This is a genomic window from Flavobacterium sp. TR2 (assembly GCF_025252405.1).
Classification (GTDB): domain Bacteria; phylum Bacteroidota; class Bacteroidia; order Flavobacteriales; family Flavobacteriaceae; genus Flavobacterium.
The window spans coordinates 4686116-4702682 of the sequence record NZ_CP104307.1; the positions used below are offsets into that span (position 1 = coordinate 4686116).

The window sequence follows — 16567 nt, forward strand, 5'->3', positions numbered from 1 at the left end:
AATTTACCAAACTTTGCGAAGACGCACAGCAATGCGCCTCTACAAAAACCTTTGAACCTTTGCCTCTCTGAACCTTTGTACCTAATTTACCAAACTTTGCGGAGACGCACAGCAATGCGCCTCTACAAAAACCTTAGCATCTCAGAACCTTAGTACCTCAGCACCTTTTTTCTTAATCTATTAACAACTGTGTAACAACCGCTGGATTCATTGCCCATTGCGCTGTATACACCTCATCGGCAATTTCATTTTCGGTGATTGTCAAACCTTGAGCTTCCGCTTTAAGCTGTAACAAACTACCAATATTCAATTTGCTGTTTAGTTTTGCCAACAACGCCTGAACACCTTTGAAATCCAATCCGCCTACAACCTGACCTCCGAAAGTCATCTCTAACCAAACGATTTCTCTTTTGGCTACATCCAACACTCCAAAAACCAAACCTTTGGCCACATTCTGCGTCACACGAACCTGATGATCTACACACGACGGATCGTACGCGACACCTGTTTTCTCCGAAATTTTCATCGGATACTTGCTGTTCATCCAACCTACAACCAAATTTGGCGTAATACTTCCGTTGCTGTACGCATTGCAGGTAAACGTTACAAACTTAGCTTTGGCTTTCGCCAATTCGTCGATGTTGATGTTGATATATTCGGCAGTTCCAATTTTATTCGGAATGCTTCGGATATCACCGCTATGCTGGCAACCTGTTGTGGTCAATCGGCTGAAAGAACAAATATCTGAACGATCTTCGTAGGCAATATGACAGCTTAAATCCATATCCAAATGTTGTGCAGGAAGATCTTTACCCCATTGCATAAACAATCGCACTTCGTTTCCTTCAACTGGAAAACGGGTTCCCATTAAAGCAACTGGCAAATCTTGAACTGTTTCGCTTCGATCTCCTATAGAAACCGGAATATTAAACAATTGCGGATCGATATAGATTGTTTTGCTGGTATTTGGAACTGCAGCAAATCGTTTTTTTATGGCCAAAAGACATAATTCTTCAATTTGGTTTTTCATTGCTTCCAACTGAAAATCTTCGTACAACTTCAATAAAGCGTTAGCTTCAATTCGTTTGTTTGTTCCGCCCAAAGGTTTCACGCTTCTCTGCATATTTTTATCAAAATAATTTTGAGCATACATATTTAAAGTAAACACCAATCGAGCCGGAACTTTATCGATGATTTCCTCAAAATGGGCAACAGTTTCGTCCGCACCAAACCAAAGCATATTCGAAAATAACGAACGTGCAAATAAGCCTGGACGCTGTTTTAACAATGCAAATGTTTTATCGGCATCAAATTTTAATCTTGACGAATTCACTTTGCTTTGCCAAACGTCATACACTTGGTTGTAGAACACATCCATTAAAAAATTCAATTTCTCGAATCCTTTTCTTTTGCTGTATTCTGCCAAACGAAGCGCTCGGATAAAACGAACCCACATTCCTCTTTTTGGATGCATGGATTCGCACATCGCTTCAACTTCCATATCCATATTATTCAGCCAATTTGCTACCATCAAACATTCTTTTCGAGAATATTTCAGTTTCAAATCTTTCTGAGATGCAATTCTCGCCTGAACGCTTGTATCCAAAACATTATGAAAATGCTGTCCGTTTTTTGATGTTCTTTTGATAATTGTTTTTGGCTCAATAATTTGAAGCATACCTGTGTTTTTATACCACAAGTATCGCAAGATATCTGTTGGCGTTTTCAAAAACTGAGATGCTTGGTCTTCTTTACCATTTTCAATCAAAAGATCGATCACCAGCATTAAAGTTTCCTTCATTGCCACTTCTGTTTTTGGCAAAGGCAAATAGTGCATCGCCATTTTTAAACTATCTACCTGAGTAGCGTCTAAAGCGGTTTTAGATTGCAATAACGATATATAGAAATCATTTAAATCTTTTTCTGTCCATAATTCCAACATTTTCAATTTGCTTCCTTGTCCGATATTTTCCAGTTTTCCAAATTCAAACGGAGTTCCGCAGAACGGACAACCATTGTATCTTTCTAGTGGAAAAGTATTATCTGGAATACTATGACCGCACTGTAATTTAGTTCCATTTTTAGTCTGAAAAATATTTCCAAAAAACGTGATGATATGATCTACAACAGATTCATTGGTTGGAATATTCCATTCTTTTACCAATGGCGTCCAATTTTTATCTGTTCCTAAAATTGCTCTCAAGACTTCTAAAACCTCGATTTTATAAGTCGGGCTCACATTGTTTAAAGCATGAAGCAAAGACTCAGAAAATGTAAATCCAAGTTTAGAAACATTGGCTAACAAAACTGAAGTTGTTCCTGATAAATTTTTAACGTCATTCGCAATCATTTCTGACGGAATGAAAATAGCATTTTGGCGTAAACTGATTTTTAATAATTCTTTTGTTTTCATTTTTTTTAATTTTTAAAATTTAGATAATGGTGTTTCTGAGTTCTACCTAAAAGATTTTGAAGTAAGAAACACTTGACCTGAAATTTGACGATAATGGATTAACTAAGCTAAAATGGAGCGGGCTACCGCGAAAGAAGTAAGTTAATCTTGACCCTCGATTTTTATTAATGATGATTTTAAAACTTGCCGGACTCGAACCGTAGTATCCAATTTCCTGAAGTAAGTTTTAATTGACCATTAATTGTAAAGCAGGTGGGATTCGAACCCACGACCCGGACATTAAAAGTGTAAGAAGTAAATTTTGATTGACCTTTGATGGATAATTTCAAAACTACCTGCTCTACCACTGAGCTACTGCTTCCTATATAATGGAATAAAAAGGTAATGGTGTAAGTGTGTACGTGGAAAGTGTTTCGAAGTAACTCAAACTTGACCTGTTTTATTCTTTATTTTATTTCTATGAACGTTTGTTTTTATTTTCTGAACAAAGATTTCAAAACTAGCGCGCAGTTATTTTGCGCAGTAAAATTTTTGCTTCATTTTTTTAGAAATACTGTTTGTTTTATTTCTTGAGCAAAGATTTCGAAACTACTACGCAATTATTTTGCGCAGTAAAAAAAGAATTTTAAATTTGAGTAAAACATTTATTTACAAAAGTCACATAAGTCAAAGCGGGACTGAATATTTAAAGCTTTTTGATTATGCCTAAAAAGAGCCCCAGCGGGGTGACATATATTAATGAGATGCAAAAATTGTGGGTGTCGCTCCGCTGGAGCTTTTTTACTATCGTCTATAAATTTGCTATAAATATTTAGCTCTTCCAGAGCTATTTATGCGGCTTGAATATTAATCAATTATAATTAAGCTTTAAAATATTACGCTTCTTTGAAGCTTTTCATAGATTTAAATAAAAAACAAAATGATTCTAAAGAAAATATATTCTGATTTACTCTCCAATATTGGCTTTTCAGCAAATGAAATTCAGCAAAACTGGTTGGATTTAGAAAAGGCATATTCTAAAAAATCAAGACATTATCATAATCTCACGCATTTAGAAGAAATGATTGAGAGTTTTGAAACGTATCGTGGCAAACTTCAAAACCCAAACGAAATATTGTTTTCTATTTTCTATCACGATTTTGTGTATTCGGCTTCCAAAAAAGATAACGAACTCAAAAGTGCCGAATATGCTTTATCGATTCTGCCCAAAAATATCAATCTTAATAAACAATTGGTCTTTGATGCGATCTGTGCCACGCAGCAACATCAGCATAATTCTATTGAAGACATTAATTGGCTAATTGATTTTGATTTGAAAATTCTGGCTAAAGATTGGGACGATTATAAAATCTATTTTGAACAGATCAGAAAAGAATACCGCATCTATCCTGATTTTCTCTACAAACCTGGGCGCGCGAAAGCGCTGAAGCATTTTCTGGAGAATGAATTTATTTTTCAAACCGATGAATTTAGGAGTTTGTATGAAGAGAAAGCAAGACAAAATATCGAAAAGGAAATTTCATTATTAATGTAGAGACGCAATTCATTGCGTCTACACAACGAATATATCCAAAATGTGTTAGACGCACAGCCAATGATTTTCCACAACGAATATCCACAATGTTTAGACGCAATAAATATCCACAATGTTTAGACGCAATGAATATCCACAATGTTTAGACGCAATGAATTGCGTCTCTACGTTTAAACAACACAACCAATGTCACAAAACAAAAATGCCTTAATTCGGTACAAAACGATCGATAAATGCCTTCAGAATAAATACAGGCAATGGACGCTCGAAGATTTAATCGAAGAATGTTCTGAAGCCCTTTCTGAGTACGAAGGACGTCAGAACCCAATCAGCAAGCGAACCATACAGATGGATATTCAGCTGATGAGAAGCGAAAAATTGGGTTATAACGCTCCAATCGTGGTTTACGATAAAAAGTATTATAAATATGACGACGAAGATTTTTCGATAACCGATATTCCGCTGACGGAAACAGATATGAATGTTTTGACAGAAACCGTTTCAATGTTGAAGCAATTTAAAGATTTCTCTCTATTTAATGATGTCTCAGATATTCTTCAGCGTTTGGAAGATAAAATTTACGCTGAGAAATCGCATACCAAACCAGTTATCTATCTGGACAAAAATGAGAAGCTAAAAGGACTGCATTATCTCGATGAAATCTATCAGGCCATAATCAAGAAAATGGTTCTCATCATTACTTATAAATCTTTTAAATCTGCTGAAGAAACAAAATTTCATTTTCATCCTTTTATTTTGAAGGAATTTAATAACCGCTGGTTTTTGATCGGAAAGAAAAAAGCGTCACAGCCGATTACTAATTTAGCTTTGGATAGAATCATCTCGATTGACTACGATTTTAATCATCATTATTTGGATGAAGATTTTGATGCCGATGATTATTATAAAGATGTCATTGGCGTTACGGTTAATTCGGGACTAAAAGCAAGACGAGTTGAATTATGGGTCGATGCCTCGAATGCGCCTTACGTGCTCACAAAACCGCTGCATATTTCGCAACGCATCATTAAGCAAAATGAAGATGGAAGCATTATCGTGCATTTGTTTGTGATACCGAATTATGAAATGGAAAGGCTTTTTTTAGGTTTTGGAAGCTGTGTTGAAATTCTAAAGCCAGAAGGTCTGAGAAATCGTATGAAAAAGATACTTCAAGATGCTATTTTGCGCTATAATCGAGAAGAACCGACTGAAATTAATTCATAATTTTTTACAGAATACAGAATTAAATGCGTTTTAAAAACAAAAAAAGGATTTTTACCGCATTAAAAATGTTAAAATCTAAAAAAAGAATAGTATATTACACTTAAAATAAACGACCAAAACCCTCTAAATCAGGGATATTTTATAACTAACCAAAAAATTATTAAAAAATTATATGCGTGCATAGTATTTTTTAATTATATTTGAAATCGATATAGTTACCTATGAAAGACAAAACGATAGATTATATTTTAAGAGCAACATGGCAGGCTGTTTCAAGAATGTATAATGAAGAAGCTGCAAAGTACGATGCAACAATGGCGACAGGATTTGCTCTTTTAAGTATGGACAAGGAAGAAGGAACTCCGTCAACGGCTCTTGGCCCGAGAATGGGAATGGAAGCCACCAGCTTAACAAGAACCTTAAAATCAATGGAAGAAAAAGGTTTGATTGTTCGCAAGAAAAACCCAAGCGATGGCCGAGGTGTTTTAATTTACCTGACTGAGTTTGGAAAAGAAAAAAGAGATTTATCTAAAAATACAGTTCTAAAGTTTAATGAAACCGTTAGAAAGCACGTTTCGGAAGAAAAACTGAATCATTTTATCGAAGTTTCTGAAATCATCAACGAACTGATTCACGATAAAAACATATTTAATCACACGAGCGCCAGCGAACTGGCGAAGCAAACAGAAAACAAAGAAAAAGAATAGCATTCTTTTCCTCCTACAAACAAATAATAACAAATATGAAACGCACAATTAAAAAAGTTGCTGTAATTGGATCCGGAATCATGGGTTCAGGTATAGCTTGTCATTTTGCCAACATTGGTGTCGAAGTTTTACTTCTAGACATTGTACCGCGTGAACTGACCGAAGCTGAAGCTAAAAAAGGATTAACACTTGAAAGTAAAGCCGTTCGTAACCGTGTGGTAAACGAACATTTGGCGAATTCATTAAAATCAAAACCTTCTCCTATTTACAGTCAGAAATTCGCTAGCCGAATTACGACTGGAAATACGACAGATGATATGGCAAAAATTGCCAATGTAGACTGGATTATCGAAGTTGTTGTAGAGCGTTTAGACATCAAAAAATTGGTTTTTGAACAAATCGACAAATTCCGTAAACCGGGAACTTTGGTTACTTCTAACACTTCTGGTATTCCAATTCACTTTATGAGTGAAGGAAGAAGCGAAGATTTCCAAAAGCACTTCTGCGGAACTCACTTTTTTAACCCTGCGCGTTACTTAAAATTATTTGAAATTATTCCGGGTCCAAAAACTTCAAAAGAAGTATTGGATTTCTTAAACGATTATGGATCTAAATTCTTAGGAAAAACTTCGGTTGTCGCTAAAGATACCCCAGCGTTTATTGGAAACAGAATTGGTATTTACGGAATTCAAAGTTTATTCCACCTAGTTAAAGAAATGGGATTAACGATTGAAGAAGTTGATAAATTGACTGGTCCAGTTATCGGTCGTCCAAAATCGGCTACTTTCCGTACGGTTGACGTTGTTGGTCTAGATACTTTGGTACACGTTGCCAACGGTATTTACGAAAACTGCCCTAATGACGAACAGCACGAATTGTTTAAACTTCCTGATTTCATCAACAAAATGATGGAAAACAATTGGTTAGGAAGCAAAACCGGACAAGGTTTCTACAAAAAAGTAGACAAAGATATTCTTTCTTTAGACTTAGATACATTAGAATACCGCGCTGCTAAAAAAGCAAATTTTGCTACTCTTGAACTAACAAAAACTATTGATAAACCAATCAATCGTTTTAAAGTTTTAGTAAAAGGAACAGACAAAGCGGGAGAATTCTACCGTAAGAGTTTCGCCGGAATGTTTGCTTATGTGTCAAACAGAATTCCTGAAATCTCAGACGAATTATACAAAATTGATGATGCCATGAAAGCTGGTTTTGGATGGGAAAATGGTCCATTCGAAATCTGGGATGCTATTGGTGTTGCCAAAGGAATTGAAATCATGAAAGCGGAAGGTTTAGAGCCTGCTGCTTGGGTTACTGAAATGTTGGCTTCTGGAAGCGAAAGTTTCTACTCTGTAAAAGAAGGAGCGACTTATTTCTATAACATTCCAACAAAATCACAAGTTAAAGTTCCTGGACAAGATTCATTCATTATTCTGAACAACATTCGCGAAAGCAAAAAAGTTTGGAGCAATAGCGGTGCAATTATTCAGGACTTAGGAGACGGAATTTTGAACTTAGAATTCCAATCTAAAATGAATACAATTGGTGGCGATGTTCTTTCAGCAATCAATAAAGCAATTGAATTAGCGGAAAAAGAACACCAAGGTTTAGTAATTGGTAACCAAGCTGCAAATTTCTCTGTGGGAGCTAATATCGGAATGATTTTCATGATGGCGGTTGAGCAGGAATACGACGAATTGAACATGGCGATTAAATTGTTCCAGGACACTATGATGCGCGTTCGTTACTCTTCTATTCCGGTTGTTGTAGCGCCTCACGGAATGACTTTTGGAGGTGGATGCGAAATGAGCTTACACGCTGATAAAGTAGTTGCTGCTGCCGAAACATACATGGGATTGGTTGAGTTTGGTGTTGGTGTTATCCCTGGTGGTGGTGGATCTAAAGAAATGACTTTAAGAGCTTCAGATTTATTCCGCAAAAACGATGTGGAATTGAACGTTCTTCAAGAGTATTTCTTAACAATTGCTATGGCTAAAGTTTCGACTTCTGGTTATGAAGCTTTCGACACAGGACTTCTTCAACACGGAAAAGACATTATCGTAGTAAACAAAGACCGTCAGATTGCTGAAGCTAAAAAGCACGCATTATTAATGGCAGAAGCTGGTTATACGCAGCCAATCAGAAGAAATGATATTAAAGTTTTAGGGAAACAGGCTCTTGGAATGTTCTTAGTTGGAACTGACCAAATGCAGGCTGGAAAATACATTTCTGAGCACGACAAGAAAATCGCTAACAAACTGGCTTATGTAATGGCTGGTGGTGATTTATCTGAAGCTACTTTAGTATCTGAACAATATTTATTAGATATCGAACGTGAAGCTTTCTTGAGTTTATGTACAGAAAGAAAAACTCTGGAGCGCATTCAATATATGTTAACTAAAGGAAAACCGCTTCGTAATTAGAAAAGTAGAAGAAAGATGCAAGAAGCAAAATTTCAAAACAAAGTTTTGTCTTTTCTCTTGGCTCTTGCTTCTATAAATCTTAAAAAAACAAAAACAAATGAAAACAGCATATATAGTAAAAGCATACAGAACAGCAGTTGGAAAAGCTCCAAAAGGTGTTTTTAGATTTAAAAGACCTGATGAATTAGCCGCTGAAACCATTCAGTTTATGATGGACGAACTGCCTAATTTCGACAAAAAACGTATCGATGACGTTATGGTAGGAAATGCCATGCCGGAAGCAGAACAAGGTCTTAACGTTGGACGTTTGATCTCTTTAATGGGATTGAAAGTAGAAGATGTTCCTGGTGTTACTGTAAACCGTTACTGCGCATCTGGACTAGAAACTATCGGAATGGCAACTGCTAAAATCCAATCAGGAATGGCAGATTGTATCATTGCAGGTGGTGCAGAAAGCATGAGTTATATTCCGATGGGAGGTTACAAACCGACTCCGGATTATAAAGTTGCCGCTGCAGGTCACGAAGATTACTACTGGGGAATGGGTTTAACTGCTGAAGCGGTTGCCAACCAATTCAAAATCTCAAGAGAAGATCAGGATGAGTTTGCTTACAACTCTCACATGAAAGCCTTGAAAGCACAAGCAGAAGGAAAATTTGACAAACAAATCGTTCCAATTACTGTTGAGCAGACTTTCATCAACGAAAATGGAAAGAAAGAAACGAAATCATATGTTGTAAATAAAGACGAAGGACCAAGAGCTGGAACTTCTAAAGAGGCTTTAGCAGGTTTAAAACCCGTTTTTGCTGCTGACGGAAGTGTAACTGCCGGAAACTCTTCTCAAATGAGCGACGGTGCCGCTTTCGTTTTAATCATGAGTGAAGAAATGGTAAAAGAACTAAACCTTGAACCAATTGCACGTTTAGTAAACTTTGCTTCTTCTGGTGTTGAGCCAAGAATTATGGGTATCGGACCGGTAAAAGCAATTCCGAAAGCCTTGAAACAAGCTGGTTTAACATTGAACGATATTGAATTAATTGAATTAAACGAGGCTTTTGCTTCTCAAGCTTTAGCAGTAACTCGTGAATTAAACATTAATCCAGAAATCGTAAACGTAAATGGTGGCGCAATTGCTTTAGGTCACCCTCTAGGTTGTACAGGAGCAAAACTTTCTGTTCAGTTATTTGACGAGATGAAACGTCGAGGTAACAAATACGGAATCGTTTCTATGTGTGTGGGAACTGGACAAGGTTCTGCGGGGATTTACGAGGTGTTGTAGTTTTTAAGAGGAAGGAAGCAAGAAGCAAGACTTGATTTTTGGAATGAAGATATTTTGAAAACAAGTATCTTAAAAAGTAATAAAAAACCTACTTTTTGAAGTCTTAATTCTTATCTTGCCTCAAAAAAACATGAGACATAATTTTAAGAATTTGAAAATTTGGATTTTAGCTATGGAGATCACTAATGATATCTATAAACTAACCGCCACTTTTCCAAAGTCAGAAACGTATAGCTTGTCAAATCAAATGAATAGATGTTCTGTTTCAATGCCTTCTAATATTGCTGAAGGCTCCAACAGAGGTAATAAACATTTTCAGCATTATCTGAATATCAGTTTAGGATCATCATTTGAATTGCAGACACAATTGCTGATAGCTTCTCAAAATGATTATCTATCAAAAACAAAAACAGAAGAAATAGAAAACAAAATAATTGAATTTCAAAGGATGACATCAGGCTTCATAAGTAAGTTAAATTAAAATTTTGCTTGTTGCCTCTTTCATCTTATCAATCTAAAAACAAAAAGTCATGAGCGACAAAACAAGAGGAGGTCAATTCCTAGTTAAAGAAACAAAATGCGAGGACATCTTCACACCAGAAGATTTCTCAGAAGAGCAGTTAATGATGCGTGACTCTGTAAAAGAGTTCGTAGACAAAGAATTATGGGCGCATAAAGATCGTTTTGAGAAAAAAGATTACGCTTATACAGAATCATCTATGCGTAAAGCTGGTGAACTTGGACTTCTTGGAGTTGCAGTTCCTGAAGAATACGGAGGATTAGGAATGGGATTCGTATCTACAATGTTGGTTTGCGACTACATTTCTGGAGCAACAGGTTCGTTCTCAACTGCTTTTGGTGCGCATACCGGAATTGGAACTATGCCAATTACACTTTACGGTACTGAAGAACAAAAGAAAAAATACGTTCCAAAATTGGCTTCTGGAGAATGGTTTGGAGCTTATTGCTTAACGGAGCCAGGCGCAGGATCTGATGCAAACTCAGGAAAAACAAAAGCTGTTTTATCTGAAGATGGAAAATACTACTCTATCACAGGACAAAAAATGTGGATTTCGAATGCAGGTTTCTGTAGCGTTTTCATCGTTTTTGCTAGAATTGGAGATGATAAAAATATTACAGGTTTCATCGTAGAAAACGATCCTTCAAACGGAATTTCTATGAATGAAGAAGAGCACAAATTAGGAATCCGTGCTTCTTCTACTCGTCAGGTTTTCTTCAACGAAACGAAAGTTCCGGTTGAAAATATGTTATCTGAAAGAGGAAACGGTTTCAAAATTGCGATGAATGCTTTGAACGTTGGTCGTATTAAATTGGCTGCTGCTTGTCTTGATGCTCAAAGAAGAGTTACTACAGGAGCGGTAAAATATGCTAACGAAAGAATTCAGTTCAACACATCTATTTCATCTTTTGGAGCGATCCGTTCTAAATTAGCGGAAATGGCCACTAACGCTTACGCTGGAGAGAGTGCTTCTTACCGTGCTGCAAAAGACATTGAAGACAGAATCGCTGCTCGTGAAGCGGAAGGAACTTCTCACCAAGAAGCAGAATTGAAAGGTGTTGAAGAATATGCTATCGAGTGTTCTATCTTGAAAGTAGCAGTTTCTGAAGACGTTCAAAACTGTTCTGACGAAGGTATTCAGGTTTTTGGAGGTATGGGATTCTCTGAAGACACTCCAATGGAAAGTGCTTGGAGAGATGCTCGTATCGCTCGTATCTACGAAGGCACAAACGAAATCAACAGAATGCTTTCTGTAGGTATGTTGATTAAAAAAGCAATGAAAGGTCACGTTGATTTACTTGGACCGGCAATGAAAGTTCAAGAAGAATTAATGGGAATTCCATCTTTTGATACTCCAGATTTCTCTGAATTATTCTCTGAAGAAAAAGTAATCGTAGCTAACTTGAAAAAAGTTTTCTTAATGGTTGCAGGAAGCGCTGTTCAAAAATATGGTCCGGATTTAGATTCTCACCAACAATTATTGATGGCTGCTGCTGATATCCTAATCGAAATCTACATGGCTGAAAGTACAATTTTGAGAACTGAGAAATTAGCTAAAAAAGAAGGCGAAGACAAAGTTCAGGAGCAAATCGCTATGGCAAAATTATACTTGTACAAAGCTGTAGATATCGTAAACTTAAGAGGAAAAGAAGGAATTGCTTCTTTTGCTGAAGGTGACGAACAACGCATGATGTTAATGGGACTTAAACGTTTCACTAAATATACTAACCTGCCAAACGTGGTAGCGTTAAGAGAAAAAATCGCAGAAAAATTAGTAGCAGAAAATTCATACTGCTTCTAATTTCAAAATAGTTTTTAGCTTTTAATTTGTTATAAACCCGCACAAGTCCGAAACTGTGCGGGTTTATTTTTTCTGATATTTTTAGCGAAAGATATTTCTTATATCCCGCAATATTTTTGCATTTATTTGCAAAATATTTGTTAAAATTTGCTTTCAGACTGCTATGGAATAGTTAAACATCAAATGCATTCGAGTATATTTAACATTCTAAAAACTATAAAAAACAGAATAATGAAACAAATTAACCTAATTGCATCATTTTTATTATGCTTTTGCCTTACTGCTGCTTTTGCGCAAAAAAATAAGAAAATGGACATTATTGCCTATTACACTGGCGATTCTCAGCTTATTGATCAATATGAAGTTGGAAAATTGAACCAGATTATTTTTAGTTTTTGCCATTTAAAAGATGGTAAATTAAGCGTTGATTCTGCCAAAGATTCTATTACCATCAAACATTTGGTTTCGCTTAAAGCAAAAAATCCACAGCTTAAAATTATTGTCTCTCTTGGAGGCTGGGGAGGCTGTGAACCTTGCTCTGAAGCATTTTCGACAGCAGAAGGGCGCTTAAAATTTGCAAAATCGGTAAAAGAAGTAAGCGACTATTTTAAGGTTGACGGTTTAGATTTAGATTGGGAATATCCATCAATTGAAGGACTTCCTGGGCATTTGTATCAAGCGGCTGATAAACCTAATTTTACTGAATTGGTTAAAATATTGCGCTCAACATTGGGCAAAAAATATGAATTGAGTTTTGCTGCGGGAGGTTTTCAAAAATGTCTAGACGAATCTATAGACTGGAAAGCTGTTGCTCCATTTGTAAATCGCATTAATATTATGAGTTACGATTTGGTAAACGGATATTCAAAAGTTACTGGACACCATACTCCATTATACAGCACAAATCCTAAGGAAGAATCTACAGATAGAGCTGTTGAGTTTTTATTGAAAGAAGGAGTACCTGCTGAAAAATTAGTAATCGGAGGCGCATTTTATACCAGACAATGGAAAAACGTAGAAAACATCAACAACGGTTTATATCAAGCAGGAGAGCACTTTCAAGGTGTTGATTTTAAAAACTACTCAACAGTTTATACTGAGGCCAACGGATGGAAATATTTCTGGGACGATAAAGCAAAAGCTCCTTATTGGTACAACGCTTCGACTAAAACTTTTGCTACGTCAGATGATTTAAAATCGATCAAAGCTAAAGCAGAATATGTAAAAGCAAAAAAACTGGGCGGAATCATGTTTTGGGAACTTACTCTAGATAGTTTCCGCGACGGAATGGTAAATGAAATTTACAAAGTTAAAACTGAGAAATAAAAAAAATGGCTGTCTTAAAAATTGAGACAGCCATTTTTTATAAATCGTAAAAATCTACATTACTTTATTTTTATCCATCTCACCAATAAACGGAATTGCTTCTAAAATTTCGCTTCTAATTATTGTTTGAAGATAAACTTCAAGCTGAATAAATTTTGCCGCGTTTATTGAACCTATTGCTTTTTTTGCCTGATTATAAGTTTTAGAGTAAAGTTTCTCATAATCAATATGGTTTTTCAAAGTAGCTTTAGCCAATTCGTCAGCTTTCGCATCAGTTAAGGTTTCATAATTAGCAGCATAATCATTTATCAGTTGAAATTTAGTCTGCCCTAATGCTTTTCGGGAGACTTCATAATTATCATAAACTTTTGTAAAAGCAGCCGCTTGCGCATCAGATAAATTCATGTACTGTTTCACCAGTTCACTTTTAGATTTTCCGTAAACACTTTGTACCACTTCTAGATCCTCTTTATAAGAAGACTGCGCATAAGATGAAAACGAGGCTGCCGCCATGATAAGAATAAGTCCTAATTTTTTCATAGTTTTAATTTTAAATTTGTTTTTAAAAAGATATGCATACTCAAATATACTGATTTTAAACACGTTAAACTCAAATCAATTTCTAAAAAAAAGAATATTGATAAACTGCGGAAAGCGCATAATAATTTAGACCGTTGTTGGTATATGCCCCAACATGATATTGAAATCTAATAGACTGCCCTTTTGCAATTGGAGTAGAAAAAGTCCCTCCTACTCTCCAGTTATCGATTTGGCTGTCATCGGCAACACCATCAATGATCGTTTTTCCGCCAAAGAACCAAGTCGTATTGAAGCCAACCCACATTTGGTTTTTAAAATAATAGCTTGCATGAGCCTGAAGGCTATAGGTTGGTTTTTGCTCTAGTTTTTTTCCTAGATAGTCATTATTATCCGTATAAAACCACATTCCCCCATAGGCCTCAGCATACACATGAGCAAACCGTTTAGACACCCCTATTTCAGGTTTAAAAGCCCAACGGTTTGTTCCAATATTTACTTGCTTATCGCCATAATATCTTCCTGTTGGGACTGAAGTAACCAAACTGACTCCAAGAATTGTTTTTTGCTCAAAACTTCTGAATTCAGATTTATCAAGTGCAGGAGAACCTAGCAAATTAATTCCAAAACGCACTTTCATATCTGCAAAACCAGTTCTTGAGCCAGTAACCAGCTGATCGCTAATTACAGCAGATCCATCCATAAAAGTAAAAGGTAGCGCTACCTGTACACGCGCCAGTTTATCTGCCAACCCAAAAGTTCTGATATAATTTACAGCCATATTGTGGCTTTGAAGGGTAAAATCTTTTATGGGTAGAGAAGGATCTGTAAGCACATTTCCATTCATAAAAACATACCCAGCTGCAATTACATTTAAGCCTTTAGGAACATTTGCATACGCTCGAGGCTCCAAATCCTGACCAAACGCAGTGAAAGCACCAAAAGAGAAAAACAAAACCGAAAACTGCCACTTTAATAACCTAAAAGAATTTCTTACCATATATTCAGACGAATTTGTGACAAGTTTAGCTAATGAATTATGTTATTTTTTCTCCGTTGTTTTGGGAGCATAGATTATTCCATCGTAATTAATTGGGGCTCTATTATTACTATTAACAGAAAGAGTTGTACTTCCGTTATAGTATATAGAAAACATTAAATCGTAAACATCGCTCTTGCCTCTTACGGTTGCTTTTAGAGTGGTATTATTCTTTTTGGTTTCAACTCTAATATTTTCAGGCTTTCCTTCAAATTTTATTCCGCCATCAGTACCGTAACCAACATTGTAGCCACGTCCAAAAAAAGGAAGATCGCAAGTTGTGCTATCAGCTTTAAACTTTAAGAAATAAGTATTATAGTCCAAATTAATTAATCTGCCGCCTTGAGGCGTTACTTTTTGGGCTTCAAAAACAAAATTCTGAGAATCGATAAGCGCTTTAATTTCATTTTGCTTTTTTTGTTCTCTTTCTTGCTTGAGCTCTTTCTTAGTTTTTTCCTGTGCAGAAACAGAAAAACTAAGAACACTTGCTAAAAACAGCAAAACAGATAGTTTCTTTTTCATAACGCTATTTTTTAGTGAAACGCATCATGGCAATATCTCCAGAAATAAAATTCAATGTTTTGCCATCATCTGTAATATCATATGATGTAATTTTAGGCAATGTGCTCATATACGCCTGCTCACCTTTACTGCCATCCATGCACATCATCTTAGTTACTGCCATTGGCTGTGTAAAATCTATTTTATTTCCAGTGACGTTCAGTTTTCCAGTATAAGAATTGCAACCATTGTTTCCAGACACTTGATTCTCTTTAGTATTAAATTTTATGCTTGGCTTTTTATTCGGATATAAAGCATCAAAAGTTTGAGAATTGGAAATATAATTCAATTCCCATGTTCCATCAAGTTTAGAAACTGCATCCGTTTTTGCGCATTTGCAGGAAATTAAAAACGAACTTAAAAAAACGAGGGTAAAAATCTTTTTCATCATAACATTAAGGATTAAATGTGAGCGAATTAGATAAATGATTTTCGGAAATTATTCGTTAAAAACCTCTACGAATTTACGCAATATTTTCTACTTTTAACTCAATCGATGTCAAATTATAACGTATAGTTTGACTTTTTTTTAACTTTTAGAGTTAATCAATTACGTTATTTTATGTTAAATTTACTTAATCTTTAACTAAAATGCCCGTAGATATGAAAAAACTAATTGTTTCTTTCGCTATAATTACAGCCTTAATCATTGGCTGTAAAACAAATAACAAGTCAAATGATGCTAAAACTCTAACTGTTGCATTAGAACCAAAAAGCAACAGCAAAGTTGCCGGAACTGCTACTTTTGTAGAGAAAAATGGCAAAGTAACTTTTACCGCAAAAATAACTGGTTTAGAGCCAGGCGTTCACGCCATCCATATTCATGAAAAAGCAGATTGCAGCGCTGCAGACGGAAGTTCTGCTGGAGGACACTGGAATCCTACTTTCAAGAAACACGGAAAATGGGGAGTTGGAGAATATCACAAAGGCGATATCGGAAACTTTACCACTGACGAAAAAGGTAACGGATCTATCACTTTAAGCACTGACGAATGGTGTATTGGATGTGGTGACAGCAACAAAGATGTTCTAGGAAAAGGCTTAATTGTACACGCAGGAACAGATGACTTTACCACTCAGCCAACTGGAAATGCCGGCGGAAGAGTAGCTTGTGCAGGAATCATCAAATAAGAAAAATCATAATAACCGCTATTTTTAACAAAATCTAGCGGTTATTTCATTTTAAAATGAATTCTAAAA

General features: G+C 35.8%; 14 protein-coding genes and 1 tRNA gene. 9 read left to right on the forward strand and 6 right to left on the reverse strand.

Annotated elements, in window-relative coordinates; all coding sequences use genetic code 11:
• Nucleotides 1–172: 172 nt before the first annotated feature.
• Together N4T20_RS19955 and N4T20_RS19960 are read right to left on the reverse strand one after the other, a co-directional pair.
• Nucleotides 173–2413: a hypothetical protein gene (locus tag N4T20_RS19955; RefSeq protein WP_260670814.1), complete on the reverse strand. Its 2241-nt coding sequence runs from the start codon at nucleotides 2411–2413 to the stop codon at nucleotides 173–175.
• A gap of 244 nt (nucleotides 2414–2657) precedes the next feature.
• Nucleotides 2658–2774, reverse strand: a tRNA-OTHER gene (locus tag N4T20_RS19960).
• A 558-nt stretch (nucleotides 2775–3332) separates the two neighbouring features.
• On the opposite strand from N4T20_RS19960, the gene N4T20_RS19965 reads away from it, so the two are divergent.
• The 8 genes from N4T20_RS19965 (at nucleotide 3333) to N4T20_RS20000 (ending at nucleotide 13230) form a co-directional block, all read left to right on the forward strand.
• Nucleotides 3333–3947, forward strand: a complete 615-nt coding sequence (locus tag N4T20_RS19965) for a hypothetical protein (RefSeq protein WP_260670815.1) — start codon at nucleotides 3333–3335, stop codon at nucleotides 3945–3947.
• 186 nt (nucleotides 3948–4133) lie between these two features.
• Nucleotides 4134–5171, forward strand: a complete 1038-nt coding sequence (locus N4T20_RS19970; RefSeq protein ID WP_260670816.1) for a YafY family protein — start codon at nucleotides 4134–4136, stop codon at nucleotides 5169–5171.
• Between the two features lie 221 nt (nucleotides 5172–5392).
• Complete coding sequence (locus N4T20_RS19975) at nucleotides 5393–5878, forward strand: MarR family winged helix-turn-helix transcriptional regulator (protein WP_260670817.1); 486 nt, start codon at nucleotides 5393–5395, stop codon at nucleotides 5876–5878.
• 35 nt (nucleotides 5879–5913) lie between these two features.
• Nucleotides 5914–8304 carry a 3-hydroxyacyl-CoA dehydrogenase/enoyl-CoA hydratase family protein gene (locus tag N4T20_RS19980; protein ID WP_260670818.1) on the forward strand — a complete coding sequence of 797 codons (2391 nt, stop codon included), beginning with the start codon at nucleotides 5914–5916 and terminating at the stop codon, nucleotides 8302–8304.
• Nucleotides 8305–8401: 97 nt separating this feature from the next.
• A complete protein-coding gene (locus N4T20_RS19985; RefSeq protein ID WP_260670819.1) occupies nucleotides 8402–9583 on the forward strand; it encodes a thiolase family protein in 1182 nt (393 codons plus the stop codon).
• A gap of 130 nt (nucleotides 9584–9713) precedes the next feature.
• Nucleotides 9714–10064 (forward strand): four helix bundle protein, encoded by a 351-nt coding sequence (locus tag N4T20_RS19990; RefSeq protein WP_260670820.1) that lies wholly within the window; start codon nucleotides 9714–9716, stop codon nucleotides 10062–10064.
• A 49-nt stretch (nucleotides 10065–10113) separates the two neighbouring features.
• Nucleotides 10114–11904 carry an acyl-CoA dehydrogenase family protein gene (locus N4T20_RS19995; RefSeq protein WP_260670821.1) on the forward strand — a complete coding sequence of 597 codons (1791 nt, stop codon included), beginning with the start codon at nucleotides 10114–10116 and terminating at the stop codon, nucleotides 11902–11904.
• Between the two features lie 231 nt (nucleotides 11905–12135).
• The gene (locus tag N4T20_RS20000; protein WP_260670822.1) at nucleotides 12136–13230 is read left to right on the forward strand and encodes a glycoside hydrolase family 18 protein; all 1095 of its coding nucleotides are present in this window, start codon (nucleotides 12136–12138) and stop codon (nucleotides 13228–13230) included.
• 54 nt (nucleotides 13231–13284) lie between these two features.
• On the opposite strand, the gene N4T20_RS20005 is transcribed toward N4T20_RS20000, so the two are convergent.
• The 4 genes from N4T20_RS20005 to N4T20_RS20020 form a co-directional block, all read right to left on the reverse strand.
• A complete protein-coding gene (locus N4T20_RS20005) occupies nucleotides 13285–13770 on the reverse strand; it encodes a hypothetical protein (RefSeq protein WP_260670823.1) in 486 nt (161 codons plus the stop codon).
• An 82-nt stretch (nucleotides 13771–13852) separates the two neighbouring features.
• The gene (locus N4T20_RS20010; protein WP_260670824.1) at nucleotides 13853–14767 is read right to left on the reverse strand and encodes a transporter; all 915 of its coding nucleotides are present in this window, start codon (nucleotides 14765–14767) and stop codon (nucleotides 13853–13855) included.
• A 42-nt stretch (nucleotides 14768–14809) separates the two neighbouring features.
• Nucleotides 14810–15328: a DUF4251 domain-containing protein gene (locus tag N4T20_RS20015; RefSeq protein WP_260670825.1), complete on the reverse strand. Its 519-nt coding sequence runs from the start codon at nucleotides 15326–15328 to the stop codon at nucleotides 14810–14812.
• 4 nt (nucleotides 15329–15332) lie between these two features.
• On the reverse strand, nucleotides 15333–15758 hold the full coding sequence (locus N4T20_RS20020; protein ID WP_260670826.1) for an META domain-containing protein: 426 nt from the start codon (nucleotides 15756–15758) through the stop codon (nucleotides 15333–15335).
• A 212-nt stretch (nucleotides 15759–15970) separates the two neighbouring features.
• Here N4T20_RS20020 and N4T20_RS20025 point away from each other — a divergent pair, with 212 nt between their 5' ends.
• The gene (locus tag N4T20_RS20025) at nucleotides 15971–16498 is read left to right on the forward strand and encodes a superoxide dismutase family protein (RefSeq protein WP_260670827.1); all 528 of its coding nucleotides are present in this window, start codon (nucleotides 15971–15973) and stop codon (nucleotides 16496–16498) included.
• Nucleotides 16499–16567 lie beyond the last annotated feature (69 nt).

Bases quoted from the DNA above. Each gene is read 5' to 3' on its own strand.
- N4T20_RS19955 (WP_260670814.1), bottom strand. From the start codon at position 2,413: ATGAAAACAAAAGAATTATTAAAAATCAGTTTACGCCAAAATGCTATT.
- N4T20_RS19965 (WP_260670815.1), top strand. From the start codon at position 3,333: ATGATTCTAAAGAAAATATATTCTGATTTACTCTCCAATATTGGCTTT.
- N4T20_RS19970 (WP_260670816.1), top strand. From the start codon at position 4,134: ATGTCACAAAACAAAAATGCCTTAATTCGGTACAAAACGATCGATAAA.
- N4T20_RS19975 (WP_260670817.1), top strand. From the start codon at position 5,393: ATGAAAGACAAAACGATAGATTATATTTTAAGAGCAACATGGCAGGCT.
- N4T20_RS19980 (WP_260670818.1), top strand. From the start codon at position 5,914: ATGAAACGCACAATTAAAAAAGTTGCTGTAATTGGATCCGGAATCATG.
- N4T20_RS19985 (WP_260670819.1), top strand. From the start codon at position 8,402: ATGAAAACAGCATATATAGTAAAAGCATACAGAACAGCAGTTGGAAAA.
- N4T20_RS19990 (WP_260670820.1), top strand. From the start codon at position 9,714: ATGAGACATAATTTTAAGAATTTGAAAATTTGGATTTTAGCTATGGAG.
- N4T20_RS19995 (WP_260670821.1), top strand. From the start codon at position 10,114: ATGAGCGACAAAACAAGAGGAGGTCAATTCCTAGTTAAAGAAACAAAA.
- N4T20_RS20000 (WP_260670822.1), top strand. From the start codon at position 12,136: ATGAAACAAATTAACCTAATTGCATCATTTTTATTATGCTTTTGCCTT.
- N4T20_RS20005 (WP_260670823.1), bottom strand. From the start codon at position 13,770: ATGAAAAAATTAGGACTTATTCTTATCATGGCGGCAGCCTCGTTTTCA.
- N4T20_RS20010 (WP_260670824.1), bottom strand. From the start codon at position 14,767: ATGGTAAGAAATTCTTTTAGGTTATTAAAGTGGCAGTTTTCGGTTTTG.
- N4T20_RS20015 (WP_260670825.1), bottom strand. From the start codon at position 15,328: ATGAAAAAGAAACTATCTGTTTTGCTGTTTTTAGCAAGTGTTCTTAGT.
- N4T20_RS20020 (WP_260670826.1), bottom strand. From the start codon at position 15,758: ATGATGAAAAAGATTTTTACCCTCGTTTTTTTAAGTTCGTTTTTAATT.
- N4T20_RS20025 (WP_260670827.1), top strand. From the start codon at position 15,971: ATGAAAAAACTAATTGTTTCTTTCGCTATAATTACAGCCTTAATCATT.